The sequence below is a fragment of the Bifidobacterium sp. M0307 genome, from assembly GCF_016100445.1.
Classification (GTDB): Bacteria; Actinomycetota; Actinomycetes; order Actinomycetales; family Bifidobacteriaceae; genus Bombiscardovia; species Bombiscardovia coryneformis.
The window spans coordinates 1,315,365-1,327,879 of record NZ_JACFSL010000001.1 but is presented as its reverse complement, the minus strand read 5'-3'; the positions used below and the strand labels follow the sequence as shown (position 1 = coordinate 1,327,879).

General features: G+C 61.1%; 10 protein-coding genes and 1 tRNA gene. 10 read left to right on the top strand and 1 reads right to left on the bottom strand.

Features of this window, described 5'->3' with window-relative positions; all coding sequences use genetic code 11:
- The first annotated feature begins 215 nt into the window (after positions 1-215).
- Positions 216-1,403, top strand: a complete 1,188-nt coding sequence (locus H3V08_RS05570; RefSeq protein ID WP_198181859.1) for an acyltransferase family protein — start codon at positions 216-218, stop codon at positions 1,401-1,403.
- A 121-nt stretch (positions 1,404-1,524) separates the two neighbouring features.
- Entirely contained in the window at positions 1,525-1,890 is a 366-nt protein-coding gene (locus H3V08_RS05565) for a hypothetical protein (protein ID WP_033490715.1), read from the top strand.
- Between the two features lie 431 nt (positions 1,891-2,321).
- Here the strand turns inward: H3V08_RS05565 and H3V08_RS05560 are convergent.
- Positions 2,322-2,395: transfer RNA gene (locus tag H3V08_RS05560), tRNA-Gly, on the bottom strand.
- 233 nt (positions 2,396-2,628) lie between these two features.
- On the opposite strand from H3V08_RS05560, the gene H3V08_RS05555 reads away from it, so the two are divergent.
- The 8 genes from H3V08_RS05555 (at position 2,629) to H3V08_RS05520 (ending at position 12,421) form a co-directional block, all read left to right on the top strand.
- Positions 2,629-3,393, top strand: a complete 765-nt coding sequence (locus H3V08_RS05555; RefSeq protein WP_198181858.1) for a hypothetical protein — start codon at positions 2,629-2,631, stop codon at positions 3,391-3,393.
- A 161-nt stretch (positions 3,394-3,554) separates the two neighbouring features.
- Positions 3,555-3,824 (top strand): 30S ribosomal protein S15, encoded by a 270-nt coding sequence (rpsO, locus tag H3V08_RS05550; protein ID WP_033490713.1) that lies wholly within the window; start codon positions 3,555-3,557, stop codon positions 3,822-3,824.
- A 275-nt stretch (positions 3,825-4,099) separates the two neighbouring features.
- Positions 4,100-6,922, top strand: a complete 2,823-nt coding sequence (locus tag H3V08_RS05545) for a polyribonucleotide nucleotidyltransferase (RefSeq protein WP_110445049.1) — start codon at positions 4,100-4,102, stop codon at positions 6,920-6,922.
- 150 nt (positions 6,923-7,072) lie between these two features.
- Positions 7,073-7,939, top strand: coding sequence for an aldo/keto reductase (locus H3V08_RS05540; protein WP_198182135.1), 867 nt, complete (start codon positions 7,073-7,075; stop codon positions 7,937-7,939).
- Between the two features lie 77 nt (positions 7,940-8,016).
- Positions 8,017-9,000, top strand: coding sequence for a polyphenol oxidase family protein (locus tag H3V08_RS05535; protein ID WP_198181857.1), 984 nt, complete (start codon positions 8,017-8,019; stop codon positions 8,998-9,000).
- A gap of 70 nt (positions 9,001-9,070) precedes the next feature.
- On the top strand, positions 9,071-9,850 hold the full coding sequence (locus tag H3V08_RS05530) for an IspD/TarI family cytidylyltransferase (RefSeq protein ID WP_051875724.1): 780 nt from the start codon (positions 9,071-9,073) through the stop codon (positions 9,848-9,850).
- Between the two features lie 40 nt (positions 9,851-9,890).
- On the top strand, positions 9,891-10,589 hold the full coding sequence (locus H3V08_RS05525) for a pyroglutamyl-peptidase I (protein WP_198181856.1): 699 nt from the start codon (positions 9,891-9,893) through the stop codon (positions 10,587-10,589).
- Positions 10,590-10,750: 161 nt separating this feature from the next.
- Positions 10,751-12,421, top strand: a complete 1,671-nt coding sequence (locus H3V08_RS05520; protein WP_198181855.1) for a DivIVA domain-containing protein — start codon at positions 10,751-10,753, stop codon at positions 12,419-12,421.
- Positions 12,422-12,515: the final 94 nt, after the last annotated feature.

The following is a 12,515-nucleotide window of genomic DNA, read 5'->3' as shown; positions in this document are numbered from 1 at the left end:
GGCCTTGCCGCGACTGCGAAGTCGAGAAGGCCGAGCTTCTTGATCCAGGTACCCGACCGGGCGTCTATGGCCATCTCGACAAGGTCTGAACGGTTCAGGAGGTGGGGAAGAAAAACTTGTAGGAGCAGGTACCTCATCTGGTTAAAGGAGAGATACTCCCAATTGCATACCCAGGGAGGTTGATACAATATCCGACGGTAAGAAGGGAAGTGCATATGGTGACAGAATCCAAGGAATCATCCTCTGACCGGGTTCGAGGTTCATCGGGCGAAGTCCGGAACTCCAGCTTCGAGCTGTTGCGCCTCCTTGCCATGTACATGATAATCCTGCACCATTATGTGGTTCATAACCCGTTTCCCGTATATGACGAGCCTGCTTCGGTCAGCCAGTTCATATATACCTGCTTCTTGCCCTTGGGCAAGATCGGTGTGGACATCTTCTTCGGCATATCAGCCTGGTTCCTCTGTCAAAACCGTGATTTGAGCCCCAGGAAATCCCTAAAGCGCATTTGGGTGCTGGAGCGGCAGATGCTCTTCTACAGTGTTCTGCTGATGCTTGGGTTCGTCCTGTTCGACCGCAAGGGCATCTCCCGGTCGCAGATTGTCTACTCCGTCTTCCCCCTGATTTCGAATCTGTGGTGGTATCCGACCAATTATGCTCTCTTCCTCCTCTTCTATCCGTTTGTGACTGTGGGGCTGCGCAAGATGGGGCAACGTATGCACGGCTACCTGGCGGTGATTCTGCTGGTGGTCTGGGGTCTTATCTATGGACTGACACCCAATGATTACGTTGGTTTCCTGGCTTCTACATTTGTGAGTTTCATCTACCAATATCTGCTTATCTCGTACTATCGGTGGTATTTGAAAAAGGCATCGAAAACACTGGGCTGGTCAATGGTCGGCCTTGGGTCCGCGGCGGTCCTTGGCCTGATTTTGTTTGGTGATTGGATGCGGACGTTCACCCATGGCGGGTTTCCTCGGATGATTTTCGATTACATCAATCGGGAGAGCAAGCTGCCCCTCCTGCTTATCGCTTTTGGGGCGCTTCTGGTTGCGGATCGCATCCACATCAGGAGTCGGTTGATTAACTATCTCGCCAAGGGCACCTTCGGGGTTTACCTCATGCATGACTATCCGCCGGTCAGGGCTCTGCTCTGGGGGCGCTTCGATATTCGGAAGGTATGGGGGCAAGACGCTGCCGTGGTTTACTCCATGGCTTTGGTTCTTTTGATTTTCATGGTCTGCCTGGCCATCGATCTTATCCGCGACCGTCTATTCGCCCTCACCATCGATCGTCATAAGGGACGCTGGTTCGAGCTCCTTGCCGATCGGATCCAGTCAAGTCATGCCGCACGTAGGTGCAAACAGTATCTGTTGAGCATCCACCGGGGCGCTTTGGAATGAGTGAAACCTGATTCTGCCCCCGCTCGGGTGTGGTAGCACCATCGCCGCCTTTCCTGGTCATATCATGGTGCCCAGATGGGCCGCTCAGACGTTTGGCGGCTCTAGGAGAGAGGGGTAGAACATGAGTGAGCAAGATGAAAAAGACCAGGTCAGGAACCCGGAAACGGTGCAGAAGGAGACCGTGGTCGTCAAGGAGGAAACCGAGAAGCACCCCGTCAGTTCCATGGCCATCATCAGTCTGGTGCTGGGCGTGATCAGTCTCCTGGCATCGGTCTTCAAGGAGCTTGACCTGGTGGCTCTGTGTCTTGGTGCCCTGGGTGTGCTCTGTTCCCTGATAGGTTTCTTCACGGCCCGGAGTACAGGGCGGCACCGGGGTAAGTCCCTGGTTATCGTTGGCCTGGTCCTGAGCCTTCTGGCCATTGTCGTCGCCTTCTTCATGCATGGCGGCATCAACCAGCCCTTCGTGGTTCCCAGCATCAAGTTCTGAAGGACTTAATTCGGGGTGTTTCGGTTCTGGGTCGGCGGTCGTCATCTGCATCGCCGAGTGCTCGGTCACCGAACACACCGACGAAGCCGTATACCTGGATACTGGGCGCGGTGACCCAAAGCCGGCGCATAGGCCTCACTGATGCGGATACGCAGTCTAGGCCCTGCTACGGGCAGTGAGCCGCGCCCACTTCCACGGATAAGACTTTTTGCAGGCAGCGGTTGCATTCAGGTGCGTAGTTTGGCCGGGATATGGTTTCTCTCGATAGATGTCAGCGATATCCCTCAGTGAGTAGCCGCCGATGCCATTGGTGCAAAGGAGGCATGCTGTTTCAGGATTGTCTGATATAGGGAGCTCAGGGGCATACAGGTTGCAAAATCGCGAAAGGCAATTCCCAATACCCACAATTTGAATCGAAATGTGGGTCCAAGTGGAGCGGGCGACGGGAATCGAACCCGCGTAATCAGTTTGGAAGACTGAGGCTCTACCATTGAGCTACGCCCGCAAAGCCGTCGGCTCGTTACAGAGCATACCACATGGCCGGACAGGGGAGGACCTTGCCGTGTTCAGCGGGGCGAAGCTGCGGCGGGTGAGGGTGTCTTGATCCTGCTTCTGGTTCGGCCCGTATCCCCGATTGCGACTGAGGCGGGCGCCACCCGCTGTACTCGATTGCGCAGGTCGGTATAAGCTGTGTGACAGTGAATCTGTAAATGAGCGGGCTTTGGGATACGGGTGGACATGACGGAGCACAATCGACGAGATGTTGAGACAACCTCGGGGAAGGCGGACCGATCTTCGGTTTCTTCTGCGTCTTCGGTGCCTTCGACCACCATTCCGACCGCCGAACAGCGTCGCTTGGCTCACCTGGATGGTCCCGAGTCCAGTAATCCGGCTTCGGCCCACCCCGAGGCCACCATCGCCGAGTCGGAGTACTCCCTGGCGGACATCGAGCGGAAAAAGGCGCGGCCCATACGCTGGGTCATTTTCGCGCTGGCCATACTCCTGGCAATCATCCTGCCCTATGGATACGGGCGCTCGCTGGCAATCAACCACACGCAGGGGGTCCTGCACTATGCCTCGGTCATGGATCCGCGCGGCATAGCCCTGATTGCCTGGATGGTCACGGTCCTGGCCTTCATGGGGATCGGCATGTCGATCATCGAATCGCAATCCTGGTTCTGGCGGGTGGTCTTTGTGCTGGGGCTGGCCGCCGAACAGCTCATCGCCGGACTCTGCCTCCTGAAGATGAACTTCTGGTACGGTACCTTCGTCATCTACCAGCACCAGGCCGTCCTGGCCAACGCGGCCAATCTCGGCATCATCGCGGCCGGTCTTGGTGTGGCCGTCTTCGCCATCCTCTTCGTCGCCATCCTGGTCTGTGTCAAGAAGGACTCTCCTTGGAACGCCCTGACCCATAGCTGGTCGGCCCTGTCCATGTTCTTCATCATTGAACTGGTCGCCATAGCCGTCGTTCTCTTCGGGGGTATCATCACCGCGGTCTGAGGCGGCTTCGGTTGCGTCTGCCGTACATCGGTGCCGAGTGCTGCTCCCCATGCGGTCGGCGAAGTGTGTATAATTGCTCTTTGGCGTGTTTCGCCCGCGGATTCAGAGCGCTTCGGCATAGGGCCGGTGCACCGCGTAACGGAAGAAACAGAGGAGGAGCCGTGGCTCTTACGACTGAGCAGAAGCAGGCAATCGTCAAGGAATATGCGACGCACGAGGGCGACACGGGTTCTCCCGAGGTTCAGGTGGCCTTGCTGAGCAAGCGCATTGCCGACCTGACCGAGCATCTCAAGGAGCACAAGCACGACCACCATTCGCGTCGTGGCCTCCTGCTCATGGTTGGTCAGCGTCGCCGGTTGCTGGACTACCTCAAGAAGGTTGATATCAACCGCTATCGCTCCCTGGTGGAGCGTCTTGGACTGCGCCACTGAAATACACTTCCGCCCGGGCCTTGGTGCTCGGGCGCTTTTGCATGTTGGAAATGAGGATTGAAAACCGAGATGTGGATGAAACGGTCCCAGGATGGGACCGTGACCCGGGTAACGGGCTGAGTCCAATCGGGAGCCCCACAGGATGAAACAGTGCTGGACAGGGTCCGGCAGGGGAGTCCCGGTCAGCGCGATCAGGTATATCGCGTACGGCATGCACGAGAATGATGAAGTCAGTTGATAATCAGGTAATAGGAAGTAAACAAAGGAGGAACCCTATGGAGGGTCCCGAAATCACGGCTGTAGAAGCCACGATTGACAATGGTTCATATGGCAGGCGCACGGTGCGCTTCGAGACGGGTCGTCTCGCCCAGCAGGCGGATGGGGCAGTTGCCGCCTACCTCGATGATGATTCGATGGTCCTGTCGACCACCACCGCCGGATCCAGCCCCAAGGAGAACTACGACTTCTTCCCGCTCACCGTCGATGTGGAGGAGAAGATGTACGCCGCGGGCAAGATTCCCGGCTCCTTCTTCCGTCGTGAGGGTCGTCCCTCGACTGAGGCCATCCTGGCCTGCCGGTTGATTGACCGTCCCCTGCGCCCCCTCTTCCCGCATACTCTGCGTAACGAGGTCCAGGTTGTTGAGACCATCCTGGCCCTCAACCCCGAGGATTCATACGATGTGCTGGCTTTGAACGCCGCATCCGCCTCGACCCTCATTTCCGGGCTGCCCTTCGAGGGGCCGGTCTCGGGTCTGCGCCTGGCCCTCATCGACGGCCAGTGGGTGGCCTTCCCCCGCTGGAGCGAGCGTGAGCGCGCGGTCTTCGAGCTGGTTGTGGCCGGTCGTGTGGTCGAGGACGGCGATGTCGCCATCGCCATGATCGAGGCTGGCGCCGGCAAGAACGCCTGGACCCTTATCTATGACGAGGGCCAGATCAAGCCTGATGAGGAGGTCGTGGCCCAGGGTCTGGAAGCCGCCAAGCCCTTCATCAAGGTCCTGTGCGAGGCACAGGGTGAGCTCAAGGCCAAGGCGGCCAAGCCCACCAAGGAGTTCCAGCTCTTCCCCGAATACACCGAAGAGCTCTACACCCGTATCGATCAGATTGCCCACGCTGACCTGGATGAGGCCCTCTCCATCGCGGAGAAGCTGCCCCGTCAGGACCGCATCCATGAAATCAAGGAGAAGGTCCGCGAGGTCCTGGCCAATGAGTTCGTCGAGATGGATGAGGCCGAGAAGGAGAAGGAGCTGGGCAACGCCTTCAAGGAGCTCCAGCGCCAGATCGTCCGTCGTCGTATCCTGACCCAGGATTACCGCATCGACGGCCGCGGCCTGCGCGATATCCGTACCCTGTCCGCCGAGGTGGACGTGGTGCCCCGGGTGCACGGTTCGGCCCTGTTCCAGCGCGGTGAAACCCAGATCCTGGGTGTCACCACCCTGAACATGCTCAAGATGGAGCAGACCATCGACGCCCTGTCGGGTCCCTCCACCAAGCGCTACATGCACAATTACGAGATGCCGCCCTATTCGACCGGCGAGACCGGTCGTGTGGGTTCCCCCAAGCGTCGCGAGGTGGGCCACGGCAACCTGGCCGAGCGTGCCTTGATCCCGGTCCTGCCCAGCCGTGATGACTTCCCCTATGCCATCCGTCAGGTCTCCGAGGCCCTCGGTTCCAACGGATCGACATCCATGGGTTCGGTCTGCGCCTCCACCATGTCCATGCTGGCCGCCGGCGTGCCCCTGAAGGCCCCGGTCGCAGGCATCGCCATGGGCCTGGTCACCGGTGAAGTGGACGGCAGGCCCACCTACAAGACCCTGACCGATATCCTGGGCGCCGAGGATGCCTTCGGCGACATGGACTTCAAGGTTGCCGGCACCTCCGAGTTCATCACCTCCCTCCAGCTGGACACCAAGCTGGACGGCATTCCCGCCGATATCCTGGCCGCCGCCCTGCAGCAGGCCAAGGAGGCCCGTGCCACCATCCTGGACGTGATTGACGAGTGCATCGACGGTCCGGCTGAGATGAGCCCCTACGCACCGCGGATCATCACCACCAAGGTTCCTGTTGACAAGATCGGTGAGGTCATCGGGCCCAAGGGCAAGATGATCAACCAGATCCAGGAAGATACCGGTGCCGATGTCTCCATCGAGGACGACGGTACGGTCTACATCGCCTCCGAGGGTGGCGAGGCAGCGGCCAAGGCCAAGGAGGTCATCGACCAGATCGCCAACCCGCACGTTCCCGAGGCGGGCGAGACCTTCAACGGCAAGGTCGTGAAGACGACCAGCTTTGGCGCCTTTGTCAATCTGACCCCGGGCACGGATGGCCTTCTGCACATCTCGCAGATTCGCAACCTGGCCAATGGTGAGCGCATCGATGCCGTAGAGGACGTGCTCAAGGAGGGTGATACCGTCGAGGTCATCGTCCAGGGAGTGGACGATCGCGGCAAGATCTCTCTGGCAGTTCCAGGATTTGAGGACCAGGAGTCCGGTGCAGGTCGGGACCGCGGTGGCCGTGGAGACCGTCGCGATCGTGGAGGCCGCTCCGACAGGGGCGAGCGCCGTGAGCGTTCCGACCGCGGTGAGCGTCGCGAACGTCGCGATCATCATGACCACGTCGAGCGCCCCGAGCGCGAAGATGACGACCGGTACCCGTCGCGCAGGGCCTCCAGGCCCGAGCGTGAGGACCGCTACTTCGACGAGGACGACCGCGGGGAAGCCCCCCGTCGTCGCCGTCCCCGTCGTGACGGTGGATTCGAGGGTGACGACTGGTCGGAGGACGAGGATGGTGCCTCCCGTTATGACCGTCGCCGCCGCACCGGGCGTGATGACGAGGAGGAGCGTGGTGAGCGTTCCGGACGCCGCCACTCCGATCGCCGTGAGCGTTCCGACCGTGGAGATCGCGGAGACCGTGGCGGTGAGCGCTCTGGTCGTCGTGAGCACCGTTCCTCGGGTCGTGGTGGATACCGTGGCCGCAGGGAGAACCCCCGCTATGCCGCCGATGAGCATTACGACGAGTACCGTGCCGACCGCGAAGAGCGCTCCGAGCGTCCCCGCCGTCGGGTTCGCAGGGACTTCGATCCCTTCGACAGCGAGGACTGATACAGGCGACTACAGGTCGCTGAGCCCTTCCGAGGGCTAATCGCCTTAGGGTCCCGCCTCCGGGCGGGGCCCTTTTCCATGGTCGGGGCGTTAGAATCGTCTGGACAGGAAAACGGAACATCATATTCAAGCAATACCGAGGAGTGGATGATGGCATCATCGATGAGAGTACTGGGGCCTTTTACGACCACGTCGGTCGGTCTGGGCTGCATGGGTCTTTCCATAGAGGGGAAGCCCGATGAGCAGACCGGAATCGAGACCATCCATACCGCTCTTGATGCAGGATGCCGACAGCTGGATACGGCCTGGGCCTACTATGAGTCGGGCGGCCCGGAGCAAACCAACGAGCGGCTTGTCCGTGCAGCTCTGGAATCCTGGAAGGGACCCCGTGAGGAGGTCCTGGTGGCAACCAAGGTGGGGCACTACCGTAACTTCACCGATGGCAAGCCCACCTGGGCCGTCGATGGCCGCCCCGAGAGCCTGATCAGGCATGCCAAGGAATCGGCCCAGGCGCTGGGTGTCGACACCATCGACCTTCTTTACTTCCACCGTCCCGATCCCCAGGTGCCCTACCGCGAATCCCTGGAGGCCATGGAATCCCTGGTTCAGGAGGGTGTGGCCCGGACGCTGGGCGTCTCCAACGCCAACCGTGAGCAGATTGATATGGCCAGGGAAGTGATGGGTGGAGATCTGATTGCCGTTCAGAACCAGTTCTCTCCCACGTTCACCTCCAGCAGGGATGAGCTGGAGTACGTCTCTGGCCTGGGGCTGGCCTTCGTCTGCTGGAGCCCCCTGGGTGGCTTCCGCAAGGCCAAGGATGAAACAAAATACGATTCCTTCCGCAAGGTGGCCGAGGACCGGGGTGTGTCCTACCAGTCAGTGGTCCTCGCCTGGGAACTGGCGAAGAGTGAGCATGTGTTCGTCATTCCGGGGGCCCATAGGGCGTCCACCATCGTGGATTCCCTGACGGCGGCCCGGCTTGAGCTGAGCCCAGAGGATCTGGCGGTTCTGGGATAGTCCGGTCTTCAAATCCGGTGTTGGTTTCCCCAAACCCTCCAAACGGTTTGGATGACGATAAAAGGAGTGAATCCAGTATGACCAAAGGGGCGGTGGAACCCGGGTTCGGAACGGCCGATCAGTGGTCCGATACTCACGAGGTGGTGGACAGCTCAGCCATTGCCACCCATGATGTGGACGGGGCACCCATCCCGGTCACCATACCCGTCAACCTGGCACCGGGTGTCAAGGTGGTGTACACCACCCGTCTGGGTGGAGTCTCGCGAGGCGGCTATGCATCGCTCAACCTGGGGTCCAAGGGCAATGACGATCCCGCTGCGGTGGAAGCGAACCGCCGTGGCCTGGTCCGGGAGCTGGAGAAGCCGCTTCGCCTGGTCTCCCAGGTCCATTCGGCCCAGGTCGTGGATGCGGATGGACCGAACCCCCTCGATGCCGGCATGGAAGCCTCTCCTGGCGATGCCCAGGTGACAACCCGTACCGACCAGGCACTGGGTGTGTTCGCAGCCGACTGCCTGCCCGTCCTTCTTGCCGACCCGGAGGCAGGCGTCATCGGCGCAGCCCATTGTGGAAGGAAGGGGCTGATGGCCGGGGTCGTCGCCTCGGTGGTGGATGGCATGGTGTCCAAGGGGGCGGTCCGGAACAGGATCGTGGCCACCCCGGGTCCCTGCATCTGTCCGGATTGCTATCAGGTCGACGAGGAACTTGCCCACTCCTTCGATCAGCGCTTCCCCGGTACGGCAGGGGTGAGCCGGTTCGGAGGGGCATCCATCGATATCGCCATGGCGGCCCGGATGGATCTTCAGGAGGCCGGTGTTTCCGTGGTGGTCGATTCCGGTCCGCGCGTGGCCGCCGCCACCCACTATCTGAAGGACGACCAGGAATTGGAAGCCATTCGCAAGATCGACGATGGGGCCAAGCAGGCCCGCGACATCCGTGTCGACCAGGCGGGGCATTGGCTCTGCACGGTTGAGAATCCACTCTGGTTCTCGCATCGCCGGTCCGTCCTGGCAGGTACCGGGGACGAGGGCCGAATGCTGGCCTTGATCATGCGCGAAGGCTGAGCGTGCATAAGTTCAGTGCAGAAATTCTATCCCCGCTGATTTCATCCACAAGGGCCGATAGCGTGTGACTATGAGCGAGATAAGAGAACCTGAGGATGGAGTGCGTGCGGATGCCCCCCGGTCCTCCGCACCGGTCGTGGCAGTGATTTTGGCCGCGGGTCTGGGCGTTCGATTCGATACGGACAATCCCAAGCAGCTGTTCAAGGTGGGCGGCAAGCCGATAGTGGCCTGGTCCATCGAGGCCTTTGAGGCCAATCCGGGCGTCACCGATATCCTGCTGGTTGTCAACGACAAGGTGCGCTCGCCGATTGAAGCGATTGTGGCCGAAAATGCCTACCCCAAGGTCCGGATGGTCATCACGGGGGGTGCGGAGCGTGCTGACAGCACAGAGGCCGCCCTGCAGACCCTGGCCGAGGCCGGTATACCGAGCGATGCCAAGGTGCTGATTCACGATGCGGTCCGTCCCTTCGTCAGCCAGGAGTCCATTACGGGGTGCATCGAGGCCTTGGACGGTTTCAAGGCCGTGACGGTTGCAGTCCCCTCGACCGATACGATCCTCTATGCTCACGACCTGGGTGACCGCAAGGTGGTCCGTGACGTGCCGGACCGGGCTGATATGTTCCGCGCACAGACCCCACAGGCCTTCCGTTTCGATACCCTCCGCCTCGCCTATGCCAAGGCTGCCAGCGATCCTGAGTTCCATCCGACCGATGACACCCGCGTGGTGGTGGACTACCTGCCTGACGTGCCGGTGGCCATCGTGGCCGGCAGTGAGACCAACCTCAAGATCACCCTTGCCTCGGATATCCCCATCGCCGAGTGGATGGCACGCTCCTTCCAAGGGAAGTGAGGGGAGACCAACCCTACCTGACCTGTGTACCATGGATGGCATGGAGCAGATCAAGGTCATCGTCACTGGATACGACCGTTATCAGGGGGTTGACGTCAACCCCTCCTATCTGGTTCCCCAGGCCCTGGCGGACCGTGGCGTGGGTGGGCTGAACCGAGGCGGCACCCGGCTGGAGGATCCCCTTCTGGGAGTGGATCTGGACATCACAGCCGTCACCCTGCCCGTCAGCTTTGCCAAGGCATGGCCCATACTCCACCAGGCCATTGAGCGGGTGGAGCCCGACCTGGTCATCTCCACCGGACTGAAACGTGACGCCCGCGGCATATCCATGGAGAGGTGTGCGGTCAACGTCAAGGCGGTTGGCGATGACCGTGCCCGCCAGGAGGGAAGCGGACATGGGCGTACCGAGCCCGTCGATCCGGATGGGCCTGCCGCCTATTGGACCCGGCTTCCCCTTCGTGCCATCCTTCAGGAATTCGGCCACTGCGGGATTCCCGCCACGCTGAGCTCGGACGCCGGCACCTACGTCTGCAACGCCCTTTTCTACAACCTGCTGGGGTGGGCCACCAAGCATCCGGAAGTGCTGGCCGGGTTCGTCAGCCTGCCCCTGGCCAATGAAAACGACCGCCAAGGGCTGGGTCTGCCCATCGAACAGCAGATCCGGGCCGTCCAGGAGGTGGTGAGGGAGACCGTGCGGTACTATCGCCAGCCCTCGTCCAGTCCCATCCTTATCGCCTGACCACAGGATCGATGTCCTTGGCGAAAGAGCCAAGCCTGCGGTGAATGCGGCGCCGACCATGCACGGAATGCGGCCGGAACAGAGTAAAGTCAAAAGGGTCCGCCCTTGGCTTCAGCCTGGGCGGGTGCAGGTACGTTTTGGTGGCAAAGAGGAGTGAATCCATGGCCGAAGATCAGTTTCCGGTGGTTCTGCGCGGGTATGACAAGGAACGGGTCGACCAGGCCCTGGCGGTCTCGCGAGAGAACCTTGGCCGCCTCCGTCAGCAAATCAAAGCTGATGATGACCGCATACTGAAGCTTGAGGCCGAGCTTCAGGAGGTCAAGGCCCGCAAGGCCGCAGTCCCTGCGGGAAACTCCTTCGCCTCCCTGGGAGCCAATGCCCAGCAGCTCCTGGCCTCGGCCGAACAGACCAGCACCGAGCTGCTGAACCGGGCCAAGCAGGATGCTGCTTCCACCAGGACCTCTGCCCAGGAGAAGGCCACGACACTGGTCAATGAGGCCAAAATCGACGCCCAGCACATTGTGGATGATGCCGAAGCCAAGGCCAAGGCCATCATCGAATCCGCCAATGACGAGGCACGGACCGTGGCCACCACGGCCAAGCAGCAGACGGAGCAGGACAAGTCCTCGTCTGCCAGGGTGATCGCGGAGCGCAGGCAGGCTCTGGACCTGGAGCTGCAGAACTCGCGCGAGGAGCATGAGAAGCGCCTTGCGACGGAGAAGGCCGCCCATGAGCGTGAGCTGGCCGATGCGAAGGCTGCGGCAACCGAGGAGATTGCCGACAAGCGCCAGAAGAACGACCAGGAGATGGCCAAGCTCAAAGCCGAGGCCAACGACCAGATTCAACAGGCCTTGGCCGAGGCCAACAAGAAACTGGCCGATGTGCGTGAGCAGGTCTCCCAGACCCTGAATGGTGCCCGTCGCCAGGCCGGGGAGATTACCGACAAGGCCAAGGCGGAAGCCCAGCGAATCGTCGATGAGGCCAACGTGACCAGCGCCCAGACCATGGCGAAGGTCCAGTCCGAGGCCGAGCAGATCCGTGCCGATATCTCTAACCAGCAGGATGAGGCCACAGCCAAGGTGAGTGCCCTGTTGAAGAGCCTGGAAGACCGGCGCGAGCAGACCGAGAGGGAATCCCAGGAACTGATAGAACAGGCCAAGGCCGCCCGGAAGGATGCCGACTCCTTCGCCTCCTTCAAGCGGGAGGAGTCCGAGCGGAAGGCCGCCGAGATTTTGGAAGAAGGCAAGGAGCGGGCCCGGGCCGAGGTGGAGAAGCGCCGTGAGGCGGCGCAGTCCGAGCTGGACGGCCTTAAGGAGCAGATAACCAAGCTCCAGCATCGTGAAGCCGCCATTACGGCCCGTGTGGATGAGCTACGGTCCATCTTTGCCAAGTCCTTCGGCCAGTTCGACGGATTCCACGATGAAGATGCCATCCGGGACCGGGATGACACCCCGGCTCCAAGTGTGCCCGTGGTCAACGCGGTGCCGGTGGAGACGGTTGAACCGCCGGTGATGGATCCGGTCACCCCTGTCGCCCAGTCTGTAACGGAACCGATGGGAGGCAATGAGCCGGCTACCGTCACTCCCGAGACGAGGCCGGAGGTCCAGTCCGTCGACGATTCCGCCGAAGAGCCGATTCCGTCCCAGGTGACGGATGGGGCAACGACTGTCGAAAGCGGACATGAGGGCGACTCCGATGCTGTCCTTGAAGGCGACGGGGTGACTGATGGCTTGCCGTCTGTAACGGCCTCATCCCCGAGTATCGATGACCAGGAAACAACCGTGATTCCCCCGATTTCGCAAGCAGGTCCATTTTCCGGGGTTGACCGGTAAGGAACTGGGGAGACGGCTTTTCGACCGGCCCGGCAGGAGGGATTCCTGCCGGGCCGGTTTTCTTTTGCCGGGTCCGGGTTTCGCTGCGGTCCCT